Annotated in this window: 15 protein-coding genes; 9 read left to right on the top strand and 6 right to left on the bottom strand. The window is 73.2% G+C overall.

Translation table 11 applies throughout. The annotated features are described in order from the left end of the window. Positions 1-13: 13 nt before the first annotated feature. Positions 14-1159 (bottom strand): hypothetical protein, encoded by a 1146-nt coding sequence (locus tag ACZ6QO_RS24835; protein ID WP_465853986.1) that lies wholly within the window; start codon positions 1157-1159, stop codon positions 14-16. A 327-nt stretch (positions 1160-1486) separates the two neighbouring features. Between ACZ6QO_RS24835 and ACZ6QO_RS24840 the strand changes: the two genes are divergently transcribed. From ACZ6QO_RS24840 to ACZ6QO_RS24855, 4 genes are all read left to right on the top strand, one after another. Beyond that, a complete protein-coding gene (locus ACZ6QO_RS24840) occupies positions 1487-1915 on the top strand; it encodes a hypothetical protein (RefSeq protein WP_465853987.1) in 429 nt (142 codons plus the stop codon). Between the two features lie 177 nt (positions 1916-2092). Beyond that, positions 2093-6448, top strand: coding sequence for a cation-translocating P-type ATPase (locus ACZ6QO_RS24845; RefSeq protein WP_465853988.1), 4356 nt, complete (start codon positions 2093-2095; stop codon positions 6446-6448). A 381-nt stretch (positions 6449-6829) separates the two neighbouring features. After that, entirely contained in the window at positions 6830-7519 is a 690-nt protein-coding gene (locus tag ACZ6QO_RS24850; RefSeq protein ID WP_465853989.1) for a RibD family protein, read from the top strand. 34 nt (positions 7520-7553) lie between these two features. Beyond that, entirely contained in the window at positions 7554-8024 is a 471-nt protein-coding gene (locus ACZ6QO_RS24855; protein ID WP_465854113.1) for a deaminase, read from the top strand. A 21-nt stretch (positions 8025-8045) separates the two neighbouring features. Here ACZ6QO_RS24855 and ACZ6QO_RS24860 read toward each other — a convergent pair whose 3' ends face one another. Then, the gene (locus ACZ6QO_RS24860; RefSeq protein WP_465853990.1) at positions 8046-8987 is read right to left on the bottom strand and encodes a hypothetical protein; all 942 of its coding nucleotides are present in this window, start codon (positions 8985-8987) and stop codon (positions 8046-8048) included. Positions 8988-9497: 510 nt separating this feature from the next. Between ACZ6QO_RS24860 and ACZ6QO_RS24865 the strand changes: the two genes are divergently transcribed. Then, positions 9498-10514 (top strand): helix-turn-helix domain-containing protein, encoded by a 1017-nt coding sequence (locus ACZ6QO_RS24865; protein WP_465853991.1) that lies wholly within the window; start codon positions 9498-9500, stop codon positions 10512-10514. 232 nt (positions 10515-10746) lie between these two features. Here ACZ6QO_RS24865 and ACZ6QO_RS24870 read toward each other — a convergent pair whose 3' ends face one another. The 3 genes from ACZ6QO_RS24870 to ACZ6QO_RS24880 all read right to left on the bottom strand — a co-directional run bounded on the left by ACZ6QO_RS24870 (position 10747) and on the right by ACZ6QO_RS24880 (position 15306). Beyond that, on the bottom strand, positions 10747-12798 hold the full coding sequence (locus ACZ6QO_RS24870; RefSeq protein ID WP_465853992.1) for a hypothetical protein: 2052 nt from the start codon (positions 12796-12798) through the stop codon (positions 10747-10749). A gap of 361 nt (positions 12799-13159) precedes the next feature. Next, on the bottom strand, positions 13160-14581 hold the full coding sequence (locus ACZ6QO_RS24875; RefSeq protein WP_465853993.1) for a sensor histidine kinase: 1422 nt from the start codon (positions 14579-14581) through the stop codon (positions 13160-13162). Beyond that, the gene (locus tag ACZ6QO_RS24880) at positions 14578-15306 is read right to left on the bottom strand and encodes a response regulator transcription factor (RefSeq protein WP_465853994.1); all 729 of its coding nucleotides are present in this window, start codon (positions 15304-15306) and stop codon (positions 14578-14580) included. Before ACZ6QO_RS24880 ends, ACZ6QO_RS24875 begins: the two co-directional genes overlap by 4 nt. 146 nt (positions 15307-15452) lie before the next feature. Here ACZ6QO_RS24880 and ACZ6QO_RS24885 point away from each other — a divergent pair, with 146 nt between their 5' ends. The 4 genes from ACZ6QO_RS24885 (at position 15453) to ACZ6QO_RS24900 (ending at position 20613) form a co-directional block, all read left to right on the top strand. Continuing rightward, on the top strand, positions 15453-16826 hold the full coding sequence (locus ACZ6QO_RS24885) for a ferredoxin reductase family protein (protein ID WP_465853995.1): 1374 nt from the start codon (positions 15453-15455) through the stop codon (positions 16824-16826). 9 nt (positions 16827-16835) lie between these two features. After that, the gene (locus tag ACZ6QO_RS24890) at positions 16836-17459 is read left to right on the top strand and encodes an FMN-binding protein (protein ID WP_465853996.1); all 624 of its coding nucleotides are present in this window, start codon (positions 16836-16838) and stop codon (positions 17457-17459) included. Next, entirely contained in the window at positions 17459-18346 is an 888-nt protein-coding gene (locus tag ACZ6QO_RS24895) for an FAD:protein FMN transferase (RefSeq protein WP_465853997.1), read from the top strand. The genes ACZ6QO_RS24890 and ACZ6QO_RS24895 overlap by 1 nt, the downstream gene beginning before the upstream one ends. 302 nt (positions 18347-18648) lie before the next feature. Beyond that, entirely contained in the window at positions 18649-20613 is a 1965-nt protein-coding gene (locus ACZ6QO_RS24900) for a thioredoxin domain-containing protein (protein ID WP_465853998.1), read from the top strand. Between the two features lie 159 nt (positions 20614-20772). Here the strand turns inward: ACZ6QO_RS24900 and ACZ6QO_RS24905 are convergent, their stop codons facing one another. After that, the gene (locus tag ACZ6QO_RS24905; RefSeq protein WP_465853999.1) at positions 20773-22953 is read right to left on the bottom strand and encodes a transglycosylase domain-containing protein; all 2181 of its coding nucleotides are present in this window, start codon (positions 22951-22953) and stop codon (positions 20773-20775) included. Between the last annotated feature and the right edge of the window lie 102 nt (positions 22954-23055).

Raw genomic sequence — 23055 nt, forward strand, 5'->3', positions numbered from 1 at the left:
CGCGGACGCCGTCTCACTCGGGGGACCACGCCCGTTCGAGCGCCTTGGGCAGGCCCCACCAGCCGAGCGCGGTGAGGATGGCCCGGTCGTCGACGATGCCGAGCTCGCGCCACAGCGGCGTCACCGAGGCGAACAGCGTCTCGGTGGTCTCCAGATCCTCCGGGTCGTCCATGTCGACGTCGATGTCGTCGGACTCGGCGACCAGCCGGGCGATGCGCTCGGGCGTGGCCAGCACTCCCGGGCCGCGCCGGGCGAGGGCGGCCACGGTGGCGAGCCAGTCGGCGTGGTGGATGGTGCACAGGGCGGCCAGCGCGGCGTCCTCCTCGCTCAGCTCGCCTTCAAGGTCCCAGAACTGGTGCTCGTCGTCGTCCTGCAGGTCGGAGACCGGTGAGGCCACCCCGGCGGCGACCATGAGCCAGAGCTCGGTGTCGCTCTCGGGCAGCGGTTCGCCGTCCAGGCCGGCGCACGCGCGCAGCACGTTGCCGGGGTATCCGGGCGCGGCCAGCAGCGCGCGCAGCCGCCGGGCGGCGACCTCCAGCTCGTCCGCGGGGAAGGACGGCTCGGGCAGGTCGGCGAGCACCCTGCGCAGCTCGCCCAGCGCGAACGCCTCCTCCTCGTCCCAGCTGGCGAACAGCTCCTCGTCCAGCTCTTCGCCGACGACGGCGCTGGGCACCCGGCCGTCGGGCAGGGGCGTGGCGAGCCATTGGTCCTGGGCGCGCTCGTAGATCTCACGCGCCTCGGAGTCGCCGGCCACCAGCCGGTCGGGGTCGATCTCGCCGCTCTCGACGCGCTCTTCGAGGTGGGCGACCAGCCGGTCGTGCAGCTCGGTCGCCACCGGGCCGCGCTCGCCCTCCTCTGGCCAGATGAAGTAGCCGCGGGTGATGAGTATGGGCTCGGTGCCGGTCGCCTCCAGCCATCTCTGGACGTCGCCGACGGTGGCCACTCCGTTCTCGATGCCGGCGAGCGTGGCCTTCGCGGAGTCCCAGAACGCGGCCGACAGTGGGTTGCCCGCCGCGAGCATCGCGCGGCGGAGGTCGGGGATGGCCACCAGCGCCTGCCCGCTCGGGACGGCGAGCAACGCCCGGGCGACGTCCCGCCGGGTGAGGCGGGCCGCGGGCCTACCTGCGTGTTCGCAGACGAAGTCCAGATCGGCTGTCACGTCCCGTGAGCCTACGCCCCCGTGCGGCGAGGCGACAGCGCGACCGTTCTGCCGTACGCCTTCCGGTCATGCGCGAGAGCCTAACCAAATGAATAGGACAATAAAGGATGAAGGTGACGAAAGTCCCTAGTGATTGCCGCTGAAGTGGGCAAAGGCTGAAAAGAGGAGATGCTTCCGACCCGAGGAGGGGCCATGACAGTGAGCCAGACAACGCGAGAGCGCCGTGCCACACCATCGACCTCAGAATCCGACGGCGATCTCATCCAGCTGGACACACCGGTCGTCAGCCTCCACGTCCACCGTCCGCACATGCCCAGGATGCCGCGCATGCCCGGAATGTCCCGTACGTCCACCCCGCGCGGGCAGGAGATGAACCGCGCCATGGAGACGGCCAGGACCTTCCTGCCTCCGCCGGACCGTCTGATGTACTACGGCGGGCTCGGCCTGCTCGCGGCCATCGGCATGATCGAGTGGCCGATCGCCGTCGTGGTGGGCGCCGGCACCGTCATCGCCACCCGGGCGTGCAACAGGCAGCAGCAGGGCATGGCCGAGCGAGGCCAGATGCGGCAGGGGCGGACGCAGGGCAGGGCGGGCGAGATGACGGGCGAGATGGCCGAACAGCCCGCGACCCCCGCGCCACGGACCCGGGCGCGCGCGACCACCCCCTCCACCCGCGCACCGAGGGCGTCCACCCGCTCCACGTCGCGGACGACGGCGCAGAGGTCCGCGGGCGGCGCGCAGAGCGGCACGGCCTGAAAGCGGCCGCGGCGCGACGGCGTCAGGGCCGCCGCGGCGTGCTTCACCATGAAATCGCAAAGCGCCTCAGAGAGGGTTCAACCACCTGACCTGGGCATACTTAGGGTCGATTGATCAGGCCGCACGCCAGGGCGGCCTGATCCGCGTGTCGGCACGGGTGGCCCTGGAGGCGTTGTCGTGTTCCTGCTTCGTACGCTCAGGGGTCCAGTAGGTCTGCTGGCGTCTCTGCTGCCGGAGACGGTGCGCGGGATGCTGCCCTGTCCGCGGCGGGTCCACGACTGCGCCGGAGGGGTCCGCGTCGAGCTGCGCAACGTCGGCGCCCCGGGCAGCTCCCGCGAGGCGCGACTGCTGGAGGAGCGCCTGTGCGAGATCGCCGGCGCGGAGCGGGCCGAGGTCAACGGCGCCCTCGGCTTCGTCTACGTCGCCTGCGACCGGGACACCTCCGACCTCGGCAAGATACTGGCGGTCATCGACGAGTACGACGTCGCCGAGCGCCGCGCCGGGGAAGTCCGCACGGGGCGGCACGCCGTGGAGCACCAGGCGCGCGCGGTCCTGGAACTCGGCGCCGGGCTGCTCGGCGCCGGCGTGACGCTGGTCGGCCAGGTGACGCACGTCGCCCAGGTCCCCTCCGCCCTCCCCGCGCTGGTGCAGCTCGCGGAGTCCACGCCCCGCATCCGGCACGAGCTCGAACGCCGCGTCGGGCGGCCGACCGCCGATGTGATCTGGTCCTACACGCGCTTCACCGCGCTGACGCTCGCCCTGCGCCCGCTCGGCCTGCTCATCGACTCGCTGTCCGCCGTCGGCCGCGTGACGGAGGCGACGGCCGGACGGCGGGCGTGGCGGGCCAGGGAAGAGGAGTTCGCCCGGCAGAAGGGCGCCTACCACCACATCAGGGGCGACGTCGCCAAGCGGCCCGCGCCCATGCCGTACGGGCCGATCGAGCGCTACGCGGACGGGCTGAGCGTGGGGGCGCTGGCGTCCTACGGGGCGACCTCGATCATCGGCCGCGACCAGGAGCGTGCGCTGGCCATGCTGATCGCGCAGACGCCGAAGGCCGCCAGGCTGGGCCGCGACGCCTTCGTCAGCGCGATCGGGCGGGCCGTCGCCCGGCGCGGCGGCCTGATCCTGCACCGCGACGCGGTCCGTGCCATGGACCGCGTCGACACGGTGGTGTTCGACGCCGAGACCCTGACGATGCCGTCCTGGACGGTCCACGAGGTGATCGCGCTCGCCGGCGACACCGGCGTGGACGCCGGCGAGCTGCACGCCCGCGTCTACACCCTGGTGGAGGGCGCGGACATCACCACGCGCCGTGAGCTGGGCGACTGGGTCGCCGAACCGGCCGCGGCGCCGCCCGCGCAGGCGTCCGGCTGGCGCGACATGGGTGTGCGCCCCGTCGCGGTCACCTACCGGGGCCGGACGGTGGCCGTGGTCGGCATGGTGCCCGAGCCGCATCCCTACGCCGAGGCGCTCATCGGCGCCGCCGCGGGCGCGTGCGAGGTGGTCATCGCGGGCGGCGACGCCGGGCTGGCGTCGCGTCTGGGCGTCGAGCGGCGCGTCGAGGGCGGCGACCGGCTGGCCGCCTCGGTACGGGAGCTCCAGGTGCGCGGGCACGGGGTCGCCCTGGTGAGCGGACGGACGCACGCCGGCCTCCGCGAGGCCGACCTCGGCGTCGGCGTGCTGACCTCCCGGGCCCGTCCGCCGTGGGACGCCGACGTGATCGGCGGGCCCGAGGTGACGCACCTGCTGCTGCGGTCGCTGACCATGGCCAGGACGGCCAGCGGCCGCAGCGTGAAGGTCTCCGCCGGCGGCGCCGTCCTGGGCTCCGGGCTCGCCGTCGTCGGCTCGTCGTCCGGCTTGGTGCGCCGCGTGCAGCTCGTCAGCGACTGCACCTCGCTCGCCGCCTTGGTCATGGGCGTGTGGTCGGGCCGGAACCTCGGCCGCGGCGGGCTGCCCATGCGCGTGGACCGTACCCCTTGGCACGCCCTGCCGGCGCATGACGTGCTGGAGCGGGTGTCCTCGACCGCGGCCGGCCTCACCGCGGCCGAGGCGGCGCGCCGCCGCAACGGGCCGAGCCGCCAGGAGGCCGTCGCGGCGCCGTCGCTGCTGCGCGCGACCGCCGAGGAGCTGGCCAACCCGCTGACCCCGGTGCTCGCCGCCGCGGCCGGGCTTTCCGCCGCCGTGGGGTCGGCCCTGGACGCCGTGCTCATCGCCGGGGTGCTCGGCGTCAACGGGCTGATCGGCGGCGCGCAGCGGACCAACGCCGACCGGGCGCTGACCCGGCTGACCGACGCCACGGCGATCCCCGTACGGCTGCGCCGGCCTGAGGGGCCGGTGGACGCCACCGCCGACGACCTGGTGCGGGGCGACGTCATCGAGCTGCGCGCGGGGGACGCGGTGCCCGCGGACTGCCGGCTGATCAAGGCGCGCGGCCTGGAGGTGGACGAGTCGCCGCTCACCGGCGAGTCGCAGCTCGTCGCCAAGTCGGTGGCGCCGACCGCGGCGCTGGCCGTGGCCGACCGCAGCTCCATGGTCTACGAGGGCACCACGGTGGCGGCGGGCACCTGCCTGGCGGTGGTGGTGTCCACCGGCACGGCCACGGAGGCCGGGCGCACGGCCGAGCTGGGCGGGCAGGAGGCCCCGCCGACCGGCGTGGAGCTGCGGCTGCGGGCGCTGAGCCGCCAGATCATGCCGGCCGCCCTCGGGTCCGGCGTGGTGCTGATGGCTGTCAACCTGCTGCGCCGCACCCCGCTGGCCGCCGCCGTCGCCCCCGCGGTGAGCCTCGCGGTGGCGGCCGTCCCCGAGGGCCTGCCGTTCATCGCCACCGTGGCCGAGCTGGCGGCGGCCCGGCGGCTGTCCACCCGCGAGACGCTGGTGCGCAACCCGTCGACCATCGAGGCGCTCGGCCGGGTCGACGTGCTGTGCTTCGACAAGACCGGCACCCTCACCGAGGGGCACATCACCCTGGGCCGCGTCTCCGACGGCCGGGTGGACCACCCGGTGGAGGAGCTGCCCGCGGACTTCCGCCGCATCCTCGCCGCGGCGCTGCGCGCCGGCCCGCGGACCGACGGCGAGCGGGCCGTCCCCCACCTGACCGACCGCGCCGTGCTGGAGGGGGCCAAGAGGGCGGGCGTCACGCCGGAGGAGGACCTGTCCGCCTGGCATCGGGTCGACGAGCTGCCGTTCGAGCCGGCCAGGGGCTACCACGCCGTGCTCGGCACGACCGACGCGGCGGGGGCCGCTCACCTGCTCAGCGTGAAGGGCGCCCCCGAGGTGGTGCTCACCAGGTGCGGCACGCTGCTCAGCGACGGGGAGGTGCTGCCGATGGACGAGGAGGCGGCCCAGACGCTGATCAAGGAGGTCGACCGGCTGGCGCAGCAGGGTTACCGCGTGCTCGCCGTGGCCGAACGCCGCGCCTCCGACCGCCGCGACCTGGACGAGGCCCGCATCGGCGAGCTGTGCTTCCTGGGGTTCCTCGGGCTGGCCGACCCGGTGCGGCCGACCGCCGCGCGCAGCGTCGACCGGCTGGCGCGCGCGGGCGTGCGGGTCGTCATGATCACCGGCGACCATCCGAGCACCGCCGAGGCGATCGGCGCGGAGCTCAACGTGCTGAACGGCATGCGCATCATGACCGGGCCCGAGCTGGACCGCGTCGACGACGCCGCGCTCGCCGACGTCCTGCCGAAGGTGTCGATCTTCGCGCGGGTCACCCCCGCGCACAAGGCGCGCATCGTCGAGGGCCTGCAGAAGGCCGGCAACGTGGTGGCGGTCACCGGCGACGGCGCCAACGACGCGCCCGCCATCCGGCTGGCCGACGTCGGCGTGGCGCTGGGCTCGCGGGCCACCCCGGCGGCGCGCGCCGCCGCCGACGTGGTGGTCACCGACGACCGCATCGAGACGATCGTCGAGGCGATCGTCGAGGGCAGGGCCATGTGGCGGTCCGTGCGCGACTCGCTCGGCATCCTGCTCGGCGGCAACCTCGGCGAGATCATCTTCACCGTCGGGTCGAACCTGATCGCCGGGCGCAACACCTTGAACGCCCGGCAGCTGCTGCTGGTGAACCTGCTCACCGACATGTTGCCCGCCCTGGCGATCGCCGTCCGGCCGCCGAGCGCGACCAGCCCCGAGAGGCTGCTGCAGGAGGGTCCAGAGGCGTCGCTGGGCGCCGCGCTGACCCGCGACATCTACGTCCGCGCCGCGACCACCGCGGCGGCGGCGACGGTGGCGTGGCTGCTCGCGCGGCCCACCGGCACGCAGGGGCGGGCCGACACCGTGGGCCTCATCGGCCTGGTGTCGGCGCAGCTCGTGCAGACCCTGGCGGTGGGCGCGCGGGACCGCACGGTCACCCTGGCCGCCTCGGCCTCACTGGTGTGCCTGGTCCTGGTCGTGTCGACCCCCGGGCTCAGCGGGCTGTTCGGCTGCCGGCCGGTGGGTCCGGTGGGATGGACGATCGGGCTGGGCAGCGGGGTGGCGGCGGGGCTGGTGGGACGACTGATAGAACCGCCGCGCGACTCCGGCGACGGAGGTCACTGAACGTTCACCTTCTGTACACTCACAGACGGACATCTAGCTACATACGTGCTTAATCATGTATAAAGCAGTCAGCCAGCCCCTTCCTGTGAGGTTCGCGTGTACAACTTCCTTGCCACGGTGCTCGCCAAGGCGGCCGTGATTCTCGTTGAGGCCCTCGTCATCCGCCTCGTCCAGAACTGGGTGGAGAAGGCCCTCCCCGAAGCCGCCTGACCTCCCCGGACGGCCGCGCGGCGGTCCGGCGCCGTGGACCGGCCACCCGCCGGTCCGACCCCGGGGATCGGCGACCGCCGATCCCACCCTCGGGTCCGGCCACCCACCGGTCCCACCCCGCTCACCGGCCACTCCGGTCACACGCCATGATTGAACGCATGGAGACGCCCGGTGGGTGAGCGGCCCTACGTGCTGCTGTCGGTCGCGATGTCGATCGACGGCTTCATCGACGACGCTTCGGGCGAGCCGCTGCCCTTGTCCAACGCGGCCGACTTCGACCGCGTGGACGAGGTGCGCGCCGGGTGCGACGCCATCCTGGTCGGCGCCGGCACCGTCCGCGCCGACGACCCCCGGCTGCTCGTCCGCTCCCCCGCCCGCCGCGCCGAACGGGTGCGGCGCGGGCTCGGCGAGACCCCGCTGAAGGTCACGCTGACCGGCCGCGGCGACCTCGACCCGAAACGGCGCTTCTTCGCGCTCGGCGACGTCGAGAAGATCGTGTACGCGGCCGGGCCCGGCGCGCGGAGCGTCCGCGAGAACCTGTCGGGCGTGGCCACCGTCGTCGACGCCGGAGACCCGCTCGACCTGCCCGGCGTTCTCGCCGACCTGTCCGCGCGGGGGGTGCGTCGGCTCATGGTCGAGGGCGGCACCGCCGTCCACACCCTGTTCCTGACCTCAGGGCTGGTGGACGAGCTGCACCTGGTGATCGCCCCGCTGTTCGTCGGCGACCCGGCGGCTCCGCGCTTCGTGGGCCCCGGTCCGTTCCCCTACGGCCGCGACCGGCGCATGCGCCTGGCCGAGGCGCGTCCCATCGGCGACGTCGTCCTCCTCCGCTATCTGCCACCGGAGCGCTCCGATGCCTGAGACCACGCCTCCGTCACCCGAGACCACCTCTCCGATGCCCGCGACCACGCCTCCGTCGCCCGAGACCGACCGCCGGTGGCTGGAGGAGACCATCGCGCTCGCGCGCCGCTGTCCCGTCTCGACCACCGCGTTCGCCGTCGGCGCCGTCGTCGTGGCCGCCGACGGCACGGTCCTGGCCACCGGCCACTCCCGCGAGACGAGCCCGCACGACCACGCCGAGGAGGCCGCCCTGGCCAAGATCGACCCGGGCGACCCCCGGCTCGCGTCGGCGACCGTCTACAGCTCGCTCGAACCCTGCAGCCGCCGGGCGTCACGGCCGAGGAGCTGCACCGAGCTGATCATCGCCGCGGGCGTCCCCCGCGTCGTCTTCGCCTGGCGCGAACCCGAGTTGTTCGTCGACGGCACCGGTGCCGAGACGCTCCGCGAAACCGGGGTCGAGGTCGTCGAACACCCCGCCCTCGCCCCGGCCGCCCGCGAGGTCAACGCCCACCTGTTCGGCTCCTGAGCGCCGGCCGGCCCTGCGGGGTCACCAGGAGGCCGTGGGATACCAGCCGTAGCCGAACATGGCGGGCAGCCGCACGTCCCAGTAGAGCAGGGTGAACGAGCCCGCGACGATGAACGCGACGGCGGTGACCGTCACCAGGCGCCCCGGCCTCGCGACCAGCCACCGGGCGAAGCCGCCACCGCGCACCTGCATGAGCAGGGCGAACAGCAGCGCCATCACCACGATGTTGCCCAGCGACTGCAAGATGAAGACCGCGGCGCCGTAGAAGGGGTTGTGCGTCTCGGCGGCGTAGCTGAACAGCTTGTGGAACAGCGGGAACGGGCGGCCGATGAGGAAGCCCCCCACCAGCGCGCCGAGGACGACGAGGCGCGCGTGCGGGAAGCGCCGCTCCAGCCGCGCCAGCGGGTCGGGCACGAGGCGCAGAGCGGCCAGACCCAGCCAGATGAACGCCAGGCCGATGATCCCGAAGATCACGCTCGCCTGGAGGAGCCGTACGGGCAGCCCGTCGCCCACGGTCGCGGTCGACAGCTGCGGCAGGTTCTTCCCGATGAGCGCGCCGACGGCGCCGTACACGCCGCTGACCACGATCATGCCGGTCGCGAGCCTGCCGAGCGGGCGCAGCGTCGCGCGGAACCGGTCGCGCCAGGTGGCGCCCTCGCGCAGCAGCGGCACCACCGCGCCGAACGCGGCCACGTTGCAGGCCGTGAACGTGCCGGCCAGGCCGGAGACGAACGCGAAGACCGCGCCGGCCACCACGCCGGTGATCGCGGTGCCCTTGGCGTCGTACCCGAGCAGCGTGTTGGCGACGTTGTCCCCGATCACGCTGTCGACGAAGTGGAAGGACCACAGGGCGGCGATCGCCGCGCCGCCGAGGACGCTCAGCAGGATGAGGCGGCCTCGATGAGGTGGCAGGTCGTCAGCCAGGCGGGGGTGGCTGCTCTCGGTGGACTCGGCAAGCGTCATGGCACATCCTCAAAGGGGGGAAGGGACGTCGGGAGATGTGCTTGCTGATCATTGACCTCTGATCTGACTGTGAATCTCCCGCCGTTTCCCGTCAAGGTCGCTCCGGTGCCGTCTCCCCGTAGGCGGGGGGCGCGCCGCCTACGGGGCGCGCGCCGCTTCGAGGGCGTATGCCGGGTGTGGGTGACATGCGGGTACGGATAACCGCTCCCAGGGGTGGGAGCTCGCGTATTGTCCGGTTAAGCTGCACGGCGAGCCATTCACGGCGCAACCGATCATCCCGATGGAGAGGACGACGCATGTACAAGGAATTCGCGATCGAGGCCGTGATGTGGCTGATCCCGGTGGTGATCCTGCTCGGCATCGCCGTGCTCGTCACCGCGACCGCCTGAGCCACCCCTTCCACACTCTGAGACGGCGCCGCCCCGATCGGGCGGGCCGTCTACGCTCGTGCGCGGTCCGCGCGACGACGTCACGGACGGTGGCTCGCGAGCGCGCAAGCGAGGTGTCACAGTGCTCGAAATTCTGGGGGTCGACCACTGGAGTGAGGAAGCGTACCTTGCGCTGATCGACGGCAATCCGCTCACCGCCGACGAGCTCGCCGGAGTCACCACCATCGACCGGGACGTGCTCGGCGCGGTGCTTCAGCGCCTTGAGGACCGCGGGCTGATCTCCCGGGTGCCCGGCCAGCCCGTCCGATACGCCGCGCTGCCGCCGGAGACCGCGATCGAGGTGCTGCTGCTGTCCCGCGAGCGCGACATCAAGCGCGTCCGCGCGCTCGCGCACCATCTGGGCGAACGGCACCGCAGGGCCCGCTCCGGGCAGGACGCCTCCGAGCTGATCGAGGTCATCTCGGGGCCGGACGCGGTGGCCAGATCGGGCCAGCAGCTGCTGCGCCGGTCGCGGAAGGTCATCCGCGGCATCGACGCCCCGCCGTACGCGCGGGCGATCGACGGAGAGCGCGTCTCCTCACGGGCGAACGTGCTGGAGCACACGGTGGAGCGGCGCTTCATCCACGAGCACGGCACGTTGCGGATGGACGGGCAGACCCGTCACCTGGAGGCGGGCGTCGCGGCCGGGGAGGAGATCCGCATCCTCGCCAACGTGCCCATGAAGATGATCCTGGCCGACGACGATCTCGGGCTGATCCCGCTGCGGGCGACTCCGCGCATCCTCGACTCGTGCATCCTGGTGCATCCCTCCTCTCTGCTGGACGCCCTGTCCACGCTGTTCGAGATGCTGTGGCGGCAGGCGCAGCCGTTCCTGCCGGGCCAGGCCGCCGAGGAGGCGGCGGCGCCGGGCGGCGCGGCGGACGCGGGCGGCGAGCCGCCGCTCAGTGACGAGGAGCGGCGCATCGTCTCGCTGCTGGCCCTGGGGCTGCCGGACGAGGCGATCGCCCGCCAGCTCGACATGGGTCACCGGACGGTGCAGCGCCGCATCCAGGCGCTCATGGTGCGGCTGTCGGCCACCAGCCGCTTCCAGGCCGGCGTCCTCGCCGCCCGGCGCGGCTGGTGGAACCCGGACGCCTGACGTCGCCACGGGCCGCTCACGTCGGCATGAACGCACGCGCGCAGCACCTGCTCGGCCTCCTCGGAGCGGCCTCTGTCGACGCAGACGGTCTATTCCCACACGAACCGCTCATGTCGCCACGTTCGCGGCCGCCCGTCCTGGACGGCCGCCTGGGTGAGCAGGGGGTGGGGGCCGGCCCCCGGGGACGGAGTGGTGTCCGCCGGGGACCGGCCGGTCATGGGGCGCGGGCCGGTCAGCCCTTGCCGGGACGGCGCGGCTCCACCCGCATCCGCACCGGCACCGACGCCGCCGGGTACGGGGTGTCGCCCGCGACCGTCACCGCCGCCGCGTACTCGGCGTGCACCGAGGTGACGCGCTCGCCGGCGTCCAGCTCGACGGTCACCGTGGTGGCGTGCCCCGGTTCGAGGCGGGTCGCGCCCACCCGCGCCGACAGCCACGGTACGTCGGCGTACGGCCGGTCGTAGCCGGGCAGCGCCGCCGCCTGGGCGCTGGGCGCGCCGGTGGCCACGTCCATGCCGCCGAGCAGGTAGAACCCGGGCGCGCCCGTGGCGTAGGCGGCCGTCGCCGTCGCGTTCGGCAGCGGGGTCCAGGCGTCGGCCGCCGGGTCGTAGGCGTACCCCTCGTTGGTGACGGCGCCCAGGCCCAGGCTGTAGCCGGTGGAGACCAGCAGTGTCCCATTGGCCACCGCGTACGCCGAGGACGCGAGGTCCACCGGCATGTCGGCGATGGGCGACCAGGCGTCGGCGGCCGGGTCGTAGGCGTAGCCCTGGGCCGTGGTGCCCTGCCGTCCGGCGCCGCCCGCGCAGTACAGCTTGCCGTTGATCCCGCCGCACGACAGAGCCGCGACGCCGTAGGGGTAGGACGCCGCCTCGCTCCAACGGTCGGCCGCCGGGTCGTAGACCATGACGTCGCTGTTGTCGCAGCTCTCGTACCCCCCGTCCGCCATCTGGCAGCCGCCGACGACGTACAGCCTGCCGTCGAGGGTCGCCGCGCCGGAGGAGCCGTAGGGGTGCGGGTTCGGGGCGACGGTGCGCCAGGTGCCGGCCTTGGGGTCGTAGACCTCCGTGGCCGCGACGGTGCCGCCCATGCCGTTGCGTCCCGCGGTGAGATAGAAGCGCCCGTCGATGAATCCGCCAGCCGCCGACGTCCGCCGGTACACGGGACTGGCCAGCGTCGTCCACCCGCCCTTCTTCGGGTCGTAGGACAGCCAGTGGTCGGAGAAGTTGGTGGCCTCTCCGGTCCTGCCCAGGCCGGCGTACAGCTTGCCGTCGTAGACGCCGGCGACCATGCCGACGGCCGGCTTGGGCATGTCGGCGAGGGTGCGCCACGCGGCGCCGCCATCGTGCGCGGTGACCGCGCCCGCAACCGGGGCGCCGGCCTTGCCGTTCACGCCGTTGACGACGTCCGGCATGATCTGGTCGCGCAAGACCTTGATCCGGCTCAGCGGCGCCCCGGACGCGGCCGGCGCGGGCTGCTCGCCGAGCTTCAGGGTGGCGGGCGCGGTGCCGGTGTTGCGCACCGTGAACTTCAGCTTCTCGCGCTCACCCCAGGTGACCGACGCCGACAGCTCCGCCGGGGACACCGCGAGCCGGCCCGCCTTCAGCACGAAGTCCGCGCGGGTGACGCCGGTGGTGACCTTCACCCGCTTGGTCAGCGCCGGGTAGTGGAAGGCCGCCTTGTCCGCGGTGATCCGCCGTTCGCCGGTCTCGGGGGAGAACGCCGACAGGTCGAACGACGGGCTGCGCAGCTCGGTGTCCACCTCGGCCCAGCCGTGGTGGAAGTCGTCGACGATGGCGAACCCGCCGCCGCCACCGGTCTGGTTGGTCCGGCCGAGCGGGTCGTCGAAGTCCCAGCCGCCGTTGTCGTTGTTGTTCTTCACCGTCCAGCCCTCGGGGGCCGAGCGGGTCTCGAAGTCCTGGACGGAGCCGCCGTGGTAGCCGAGCGTGTATCCGGGGGCGTTCGCCTTGGCGGTGTCCACCGGCACGGCGACGTCCGCGGTCACCGGGGCGCCGCCCACCGTCACCGTCCGCGTCGCGGGCAGATAGCCGGGGTAGTTCGCCGTGACCGTCAGCTTGTAGGCGGAGTTCTGCGGCAGCTTCACGCTGTACCGGCCGGTCGCCGGGTCGGTGTGGACCGGCGCGCCCGGCACGCCCTCGACGGTGATTCCGGCGTACAGCGGCCAACCGTGGCCGCCGCCGTCGGTGACGGTGCCCGAGACGGTCTGCGAGGACAGCGCGTCGAGCGCGACGTCACGGGTGAGGGCGGCGCCGTCCTCCAGCGTCACGCCGTCGAAGGTGACCTGCGCGTACCCGTAGGCGCTGACGGAGCCCTGGTAGGTGCCCGCCGGGATGGCCAGGCGGTAGCCGCCGTCGGGTCCCGCGGTCGCCGTGTAGTCGCCGTACCGGACCGTGCCGCCGGCCTGGCGCCGGACGGCGGAGATCGGTGAATCGTCGGAGCCGAAACTCTGATATCGGAGGTGACACCGTCAATATCGTCAGACGGCGGGATGGTGCCGTGACGCGTTCACGCCAACGACGGGCGGCGTTCATCACCGTCCGCCGTCTCGCGGCCGAGTGCCTCACGGGAGGGTCCTGCGGACGTGGAAGGGCGGTGCGGACGCCGCCCGGCCGGGTCGTGCCGGCCGCTCAGGCGGTGGGGAGCAGGACGCTGACGGCGGTGCGGCCCGGCCGGGTGTCGACGGTCACCGTGCCGTCGTGCGCCGCCACCACGGCCTTGACGATGGCCAGGCCCAGGCCGCTGCCGCCCGAGGCGCGGGAGCGGGCCTTGTCGGCGCGGACGAACCGCTCGAACAGCTCGCCGCGAATCTCCTCGGGGATGCCGGGCCCGTCGTCGGTGACGGTCAGTTCGGCCTTGCCCGGGCCGGGGTCGCGGACCGAGACGGTGACGGTGGTGCCCGGCGGCGTGTGGGCGCGGGCATTGCCCAGGAGGTTGGCCACCACCTGGTACAGGCGGTCGGCGTCGCCGACCAGCGTGACCGGCTCTTCCGGGAGCTCCAGCCTCCAGCGGTGATCCGGTGACGACACGCGGGCGTCGCCCGTCGCGTCGATCGCCACGCGGGTGAGATCCACCTGGTCGCGGGCCAGCGGCCGGCCCGCGTCGAGCCGGGCCAGCAGCAGCAGGTCGTCGACGAGCTTGCCCATGCGCGCCGACTCGGCCTCGATGCGCTCCAGGGAGTGCCGCACCTCCTCTGGCACCTCGCCGGGGTTGCGCCGGGCCAGCTCGACATGGGCCCGCACCGTGGCCAGAGGCGTGCGCAGCTCGTGGCTGGCGTCGGCGGCGAAGGTGCGCATCCGCTGCTCGCTGGCGTGGCGCTCGGCGAGCGCCTCCCCCACGTGGCCGAGCATGCGGTTGAACGCGGCACCCACCTGGCCGACCTCGGTGCGCGGGTCCTCGTCGGGCACGCGGTCGGGCAGGGTGACCTCGCCGCTGGCCAGCGGCAGCGTGCTGACCCGCCGGGCCGTGGCGGCGACCCGTTCCAGAGAACGCAGCGACAGCCGCACGCCGATCGTGCCCGCGACCCCGGCGACCAGCATCACTGCGGCGAAGACCACCAGCTCGGCGAGCTGCAGCCGGTGCACGGTGGTGTTGACGCCCTCCAGCGGCAGCCCGTTGACCAGGACGTCGCCGTCCTCGCCCGCGAAGGCCATGACCCGGTAGTCGTCCAGGGTGGGCAGCTCGACGGTGTGACCGCGCCCGTCCACCGGGACGCCGGCCAGCACGGCCTCGTCCCCCGCGGACAGGGTGCCGCCGCCGCGGTCCGGAACCACGGCGGCGTCGGTGACCCGGCCGTCCAGCAAGCGCGCCCCGAGGGTGCCGGGAGCCTGTCCCCGGCTGTCGCCCCGCTCGCCGTACTCCTCCCGGTGCTCCAAGCTGGCCGCGAACCTGCCGGCCGTCAGCGACAGCTGCTGGTCCACCCGGTCCACCATGAAACGCTCCAGGGCGATCGAGGTCGCGACGCCGATCGTGGCGCAGGCGAGCGCGAGCAGCGCCAAGGCTCCGACGACCAGCCGCGCCCGCAGCGTGTGCGGCCACAGAGGCGGACTCATGGCTTCAGGACGTATCCGACGCCCCGGACGGTGTGGATCAGCGGCGGCCGGCCCACGTCGATCTTCTTGCGCAGGTAGCTGATGTACAGCTCGACGACGTGCGCCTGCCCGCCGAAGTCGTACGACCAGACCCGGTCGAGGATCTGCGCCTTGCTGACCACCCTGCGCGGGTTGCGCATCAGGAAGCGCAGCAGCTCGAACTCGGTCGGGGTGAGCTCGACCAGCTCACCGTTCCGGGCGACCTCCCGCGCGTCCTCGTCCATGACGAGATCGCCGACGACCAGCCGGTCGCCCTCGACGGTCCGGGCCACGCCGGCGCGGCGCAGCAGGCCGCGCAGCCGGGCCAGCACCTCCTCCAGACTGAACGGCTTGGTCACGTAGTCGTCGCCGCCCGCCGTGATCCCCGCGATGCGGTCCTCCACGGCGTCCTTCGCGGTGAGGAACAGCACGCAGACGTGGGGCGCCTCCGCGCGCAGCCGGCGCAGCACCTCAAGGCCGTCGAAGTCGGGCAGCATGACGTCGAGCACCACCGCGTCGGGGCGGAACTCGCGGGCCGCGGCCACCGCGGTGGCGCCGTCGGCCGCCGTACGCACCTCCCAGCCCTCGTAGCGGAGCACCGCGCCGAGCACCTCGGCCAGGTCGGGCTCGTCGTCGACGACGAGGACGCGGACGGGCGTCCCGTCCGGACGCAGCAGCTCAGGAAGATCACGGGAAGTCGCGCGCATAGTGGTACCAGGGTGCTCCCAGTCCTGTCGCCGTTCCTCTGAACGGCCTCTGAGAATCCTATGAATCGTCCCGGCATGCTGTGGTTCAGAGGGAATCGAGAAGTTCGGCTGGCACGGTGTGTCACGGATCGACGAATGGAGACTCCGTGGGCACCACCTTCGCCGAGCGGACCACTACAGGCAGGCACCAGGGCGTCCCGCCCGGCGGCGCCCGTGCGCACCCGGCGGCCGTCCTGGCGGCCATCGCCGCGGGCGCGCTCGCCGTGCTCGCCCTGTGGTGGGAGAACACCCCCGGCGTCACCGGGCTGGACGGCGCGCTGACCGGCGCGGGCCGGATCACCGGACTGCTGGCCGGGTACGCGATCGCGGTGCTGCTCGCGCTCATGGCCCGCGTCCCGGCGCTGGAACGCGGAGTGGGCTCCGACAGGCTGGCCCGCTGGCACTCCATGGGCGGCCGGTACGTCGTCTGGCTGTGCGTCGCCCACATGCTGCTGATCACCTGGGGATACGCGGTGACGGACGGCACCGGCGTGATCAGCGAGACGGTGACGCTGAACCTGACCTATCCCGACGTGCTGAAGGCCACCGTCGCCCTGCTGCTGCTCGTCGGCGTCGGCGTCGTCTCGGCGCGCGCCGTCCGGCCTCGGATGCGGTACGAGACCTGGTTCCACCTGCACTTCTACACCTACCTCGCGGCCTACCTCGCCTTCGGCCACCAGCTCGCGACCGGCGACGAGTTCATGTCGTCCCGGCTCGCCCAGGTCGCCTGGTACGCGCTCTACATCGGCGTCGCCGGCCTGCTGGCCTGGTACCGGTTCCTCACGCCGCTGCGGCAGTCGTTCCGGCACCGGCTGAGGGTCGGCGAGGTCGTGCACGAAGGCCCCGGGGTCGTCTCGGTGTACATCACCGGACGCCGTCTGGACCTGCTGCGAGCCGAGCCCGGCCAGTTCTTCCGGTGGCGGTTCCTGACCAGGAGGCTCTGGTGGTCCCCCAACCCGTATTCGCTGTCGTCGGCGCCCCGGCACGACAGCCTGCGGATCACCGTGAAGGACCTGGGCGACCAGAGCGGCGAGATCGCCCGCCTGCGCCCCGGCACCCGCGTGCTCGCCGAGGGCCCGTACGGCGCGTTCACCCCCGCCCGCCGCAAGGGCCGCGAAGTGCTGCTCATCGCGGGAGGGGTGGGCATCACGCCGCTGCGCGCCCTGTTCGAGTCGATCCCGGCCGCGCCCGGCGACCTCACGCTGCTGTACCGGGCCAGGTACGCCGAGGACCTGGCGTTCCGAGCGGAGCTGGAGGCGATCGCCGCCCGCCGCGGCGCGGCGCTGCACTACTCCGTCGGCCCCCGAGACCAGATCGGTGAGCCGTTCACGCCCGAGACGCTCACCGCGCTCGTCCCCCACCTCGCCCGCCATGACGTCTACGTGTGCGGTCCCACCGGCATGACGAGGGACGTGATCGCGGCCCTGCGCGCCGCCGGGGTGCACAAACGGCGCATCCACCACGAGTCATTCGAGTTCTAGGGAATCTCCATGCGCAGAGCGATATTCGCCGTCCTCGTCACCGCCGTGGGACTGGTCCTGCTGCTGTCCTTCAAGCCGCACGCGATGACCGCGTCCGCCGAACGCCCGGCCGCGCTGTCCCAGAACGGCGCCGGCGCCCAGGCGAGCGGCGACCGGAGCGGCGGCGGCCCCGCGGGCGATCCGGGCGGCGTCACCACGCGCGGGGACGACGAGGGCGACGGCGAGCGGAACGATGACGACGAGGGCGACGGCGAGCACGGCGATGACGGCCAGGGCCTCGGGCCGGCGGCCCAGGCCCCGCCGAAGCCCACCGGACGGTCCGCGGCCGGGCAGAACGCCAACGGGGGCTCCGGAGGCGGCAAGGTGGTCACCGGGGACGCCACCGACACCCGGTGGGGCCCCGTGCAGGTGGAGGTCACCCTCTCCGGCCGCAAGATGACCGCCGTCAAGGTGCTCCAGTCGCCCGACGGCAACCGGCGGGACATCGTCATCAACGAGCGGGCCCTCCCCATCCTGGAGCAGGAGGCGCTCACCGCTCAGTCCGCCCAGATCGACACGGTGTCCGGCGCCACCTACACCAGCGACGGATACATGCGATCGCTGCAGAGCGCCCTGGACAAGGCGGGCCTGTGATGCGCCACGTCGAGAAGGCCATGGGCACCGTCTTCTCCCTCGACGTGCGCGCCCCCCTCGTCGCCTCCGGCGCACCGCACCTGGCGCGGACGCACGCGAGGGACGACGCCTGGCCCTCGGAGGGGAACCAGGAGAACCCGGGGCACGCGGAGGAGGCCGTCCGGCGGGCCGTCGCGGAGGCCGTGGCCTGGCTGCACCGGGTGGACGACACCTTCTCGACCTACAAGGCGGACAGCCCGGTCAGCAGGCTCGGCCGGGGCGAGATCGGCCTTTCGGACTGCCCGCCGGAGGTGGCGGAGATCCTCGAACTGTGCGCCGGGGTCGCCGCGGCCTCCCACGGGTACTTCACGGCCTACCCGGGCGGGCGCCTCGACCCCTCGGGCATGGTCAAGGGCTGGGCGATCGAGCGGGCCTCGCGCATGCTCACCAGGGCCGGAGCCGTGCACCACTGCGTCAACGGCGGCGGCGACGTCCAGCTCGCCGGGACGGCGGCGCCCGGACGTCCGTGGCGGGTGGGCGTCGCCGACCCCCTGCACCCCGGCCGGCTGTCGACGGTGGTCGAACGTCCGGCCTTTCGACCCGTCACGGCGGGGGCCCCGGCCGGCGGGCTCGCCGTGGCGACCTCGGGAACGGCGGAGCGCGGGCCGCACATCATCGACCCGCACACCGGCCGGCCCGCGTCGGAACTGGCCTCGATCACCCTCGCCGGCGAGGGCCTGACCATGATCGACGCCTACGCCACGGCCGCCTTCGCCATGGGCCGCGCGGCCAGGGAATGGGTGGAAGGGCTGGACGGGGTGGAGGCGTTCGCGGTGACGGCATCGGGGGACACCTGGCGGACCCCCGGCTTCCCCGGCGCGGCCCTGCCAGCGCCGGACGGCAGGTGAGCGTCCCCGGCGTCGATCCGGCCCAGGTTCCGCCGTCGATCCGCTCGTGACCCCGCCGCCGATCCGGTGGCCACCTCGGGGTGAGCACAATCCGTTCGTCCGTGCGGTGAGGTGAATGCGCGCCTGAGCCGGGCACTGTTGTCAGCAGAGCAGGGACGGACCGCTCGGCGGGCATACCGCCTGTGGCGGCCGGCACGCGCGCATCTACTGTGAGGTGGATCGCGCGGGAGAACGGCGAGGCACGCTGCCCGGCCGGTCCCGCACAGGACGCACGGCACGCTCCGCCGACGCAGGAGAGGTCCATGAACCGACTGAAGGACGCCACGAGTCCGTACCTGCTGCAACACGCGGACAATCCCGTCGACTGGCACCAGTGGGGCGACGAGGCCTTCGCCGAGGCCCGCAGGCGCGACGTGCCGCTGCTGATCTCGGTCGGCTACTCCGCCTGCCACTGGTGCCACGTCATGGCCCACGAGTCCTTCGAGGACCCCGAGACCGCACGGATGATGAACGACCTGTTCGTGAACGTCAAGGTCGACCGCGAGGAGCGTCCCGACGTGGACGCCGTCTACATGAACGCCACCACCGCGATGACCGGGCAGGGCGGCTGGCCGATGACCGTGTTCGCCACGCCCGACGGCCACCCTTTCTACACCGGCACCTACTTCCCGCGGCAGCGGTTCCAGCAGCTGCTGGCCGGGGTGGCGCAGGCGTGGACCCAGCAGCGGGACGCGGTGCTCGCGCAGGGCTCCAAGGTGGTGGAGGCGCTCAGCGAGGGGAGCGACCTGCCGCGCGGGGCCGCGCCGACGTCCAAGGTCCTCGATCGGGCCGTCCAGGACCTCTCGCGCACCTTCAACCCCGCGCGCGGCGGGTTCGGCGGCGCGCCCAAGTTCCCGCCGTCCATGGTGCTGGAGTTCCTGCTCAGGCACGGCACCCCGCAGGCGCTGTCGATGGCCGAGAAGACGCTGGACGCGATGGCGCGCGGCGGCATGTACGACCAGCTCGCCGGGGGCTTCGCCCGCTACAGCGTGGACGCCGGCTGGGTGGTGCCGCACTTCGAGAAGATGCTGTACGACAACGCCCTGCTGCTGCGGGTCTACGCCCACTGGTGGCGCGCCACCGGCTCACCGCCGGCCAGGCGCGTCGCGATCGAGACGGCCGAGTGGCTGCTGAGGGAGCTGAGCACCCAGGAGGGCGGTTTCGCCTCGGCGCTGGACGCCGACAGCGAGGGCGAGGAGGGCAGGTTCTACGTCTGGACGCCCGCCGGGCTGCGCGAGGCGCTCGGCGAGGAACGCGGCGCCTGGGCCGCGTCGGTGTTCTCGGTGACCGAGCAGGGCACCTTCGAGCACGGCGCCTCGGTGCTGCAGCTCCTCTCTGACCCGGTCGACCAGGCGATGCTCGCCGACGTGCGCAGAGACCTGCTCAAGGCCCGTTCCGCCCGGGTGCGCCCCGGCCGGGACGACAAGGTGGTGGCCGCGTGGAACGGGCTCGCCATCGCCGCGCTGGCCGAGGTGGGGGCGCTGTTCGACCGGCGCGACCTGGTGGGCGCGGCGCGCGCCGCCGCCGAGCTGCTCGTCCGGGTGCACCTGGACGGCTCCCGCCTGGCCCGCACCTCACGGGACGGCCGGGTCGGCGCGAACGCCGGAGTGCTGGAGGACTACGCCGACGTCGCCGAGGGGTTCCTGACCCTGTACGGGGTCACCGGCGAGGTCCGCTGGTTCCGGCAGGCCGGGGCCCTGCTGGACACGGTGCTCGACCGGTTCCCCGACGGGCGCGGCGGCTTCTACGACACCGCCGACGACGGCGAGCGGCTGTTCCAGCGCCCCCAGGACCCCACCGACGGCGCCACGCCGTCCGGGCAGTTCGCCGCGGCCGGAGCCCTGCTGTCGTACGGAGCGCTGACCGGCTCGTCCCGTCACCGGGAGGCCGCCGACGCCGCCCTCGGCACGGTGACGACGCTCGCCGACCGGCACGCGCGGTTCGCCGGGTGGGGCCTGGCCGTGGCCGAGGCCGCCCTGGCCGGGCCGGTCGAGGTCGCGATCGCCGGCGCCCTCGACGACCCGCGCACCATCGCCCTGCACCGCGCCGCGCTCATGGCGAAAGCCCCCGGCACGGTCATCGCGCTCGGCGACGGCGAGGTGCCCCTGCTGGAAGGCCGAGACCCGGTCGACGGCCGCCCGGCCGCCTACGTCTGCCGCGACTTCACCTGCCGAATGCCCGTAACCACCCCCGCCGACCTGACCAAAGAACTCCACACCCCCCACTGACCACCGTCACCATCCCCACCGGACCGTCCCCACCGTCCCCCCGGCTGTGCCTGTACGGTTCGGCGCCGGGTCGGCGGGACGTGGTACGGCGATGACCGCGCCGTGGTGCGGCGGACGACCTGGCGAACCGTCGCGAAGATCACGCCCGTGGGCCCACCGTCAGCCAGGTGGGGGCGGGGCCTCTACGAAGGGATCTTCGGGGTTCTGGGGGTCGCCGCCGTTGGGGTCGCCGTTGGGGTCGCCGCCGTTCGGGTCGCCGTTGGGGTCGCCCGCGTTCGGGTCGCCGTCGGGGCCGCCGCCGTTGGGGTCGCCGGGGCCCTGGCCGGGCGGGGTGGCGTCCGGCGGCCCGCTCGGCCCGCCGGTCGGCTGGTCGACCGGCGGGGGCGGGTTGTCGCGGTCGCCCTCCCAGCCGGTGTCGCCCCAGCCGGTGTCACCCCAGCCGTCGCGGCCCCATTCGCCCCGGTACGGGTCGTAGGTCGCCGAGCCGGGGAAGTCCTTCACCGGCTTGCCGGCCATCGCCTCGGACATGAACGCCCGCCACACCTGCGCGGGCAGCGACCCGCCGTACAGCGCGCCGTACCCGGGGACGCTCACGGTCTTGTTGTCGTCGCGGAACATGTTCACGGCGGTGGACAGCTGCGGGGTGAATCCCACGAACCACACGGCGCCGGAGGAGTCGCTGGTGCCGGTCTTGCCCGCCACCGGGCGGTCGTACAGCCGGGCCGCCGTTCCGGTGCCGCTCTGGACGACCTGCTCCATCGCGAACGTCGCGTCGGCGGCGGTGCTCTCGCTGAAGGCGCGGGCGCCGGGGACGGTGAACTTCCTGGTGTCGCCGTTGGCGTCGGTCACCGAGCGGATGACGTGCGCCTCCTTGTGGACGCCCCCCGCGGCGAACGTGCCGAACCCGGACGCCTGCTGGACGGCGCTCACCGAGGCCGTACCCAAGGGGAAGGTCGGGAAGTCCTTCTGCTTGGCGATCTGGTCGGCCGGGATGCCCGCCGCCTCGGCGGCCTCGGCGACCTTCGCCAGCCCGACCTTCTGCCCGAGGTCGACGAACGCGGTGTTCACCGAGTTGCGGGTGGCCTCCACCAGGTCGATGGCGGCGCCGTAGGAGGTGCCGCCGGAGTTCGGGATCGGCTGCTTGGCCGAGGCGACGCGGATCGGCGAGTTGCCGTTGACCCGGGTGTTGAGGTCGAAGCCGTTCTCCAGCGCGGCGGCCAGCGTGTACGGCTTGAAGGTGGACCCGGCCTGGACCTTCGCGGAGAAGGCGTTGTCGTACTGGTTGGCGGCGTAGTCCTTGCCGCCGTAGAAGGCGACGACCTCGCCGGTGTCGGGCGCGACGGCCGCGAGCCCGGTGCGCACCTTGTGGGAGGTGTCCTCGGGCAGGGTCTGTTCGACGGCGTGCTCGGCGGCGGCCATGAGTTTCTTGTCGAACGTCGTGGTGATCTTGAGGCCGCCCTGCTGGATGTCCTCGTCGGTGTAGCCGCGCCGGTTCAGCTCGGCCCGCACCTGGGCGAGGATGTACCCCTTCTGCCCGTTGAGCGACAGCGGGTTCTTCAGCTTGGCGAGCGTGGGGAAGGTCAGCTTCGCGGCCTCGGCGGGGTCGAGCGCGCGCGTCTCGACCATGGCCTTGACCACGGCCTGCCAGCGGGCCTGGGCGGCGTCGAGGTCGGCGCCGCGCGGAGCGGCGAACCGGGAAGGCTGCTGGATCACCGCCGCAAGGTAGGCGCCCTGGGCGGCGTTGAGCTTGTCGACGTCCTTGCCGAAGTACGCCTGGGCGGCGGCCTGGATGCCGTAGGCGCCCCGGCCGAAGTAGATGGTGTTGAGATACTGCTCAAGCACCCAGGACTTGGACTTGGACTGGTCGACCTTCAGCGCGATCATGATCTCTTTGAGCTTGCGCACGGCCGACCGCTCTTGGCTGAGCCCGCTGTAGTAGTTGCGCACGAGCTGCTGGGTGATCGTGGAACCGCCCTGGATCTGGTTGCCGGTGACCGTCGACCACATGGCGCGGGCCGTGCCCCCGATCGACACGCCCTGATCTTCATAGAAAGTGCGGTTCTCGACGGAGATGACCGCGTCGCGGACGACCTTGGGCACCTTGTCGATCGAGACGTTCTTGCGGTTCACCCCCTGCCGGGCGAGCACCGTCTTGCCGTCGCGGTAGTAGATCAGCGAGCCCTGGGCGGTGGCGAGCTTCTGCGTGGTGTCGGGAATGGGGGTGAGCACCCACACCACGGCGAAGAGGGCGGCCAGGCCGAACACCACGATGCCGCCGGCGATCACGAAACGGCGGAGGAGACGCCGCCTGAACCGGCGCTTCCTGTCTGCGTCCCGCACGGCGAACCCCCGATCTACTGCTCAGCAAACCCCCGTAAGCTGGGCGGATCGTTCTACGGTAAACGATACGTAACGGTGCACCGCCCGTCGAGCCGGGATGCC

This window comes from Sphaerisporangium sp. NPDC049457 (genome assembly GCF_055586705.1).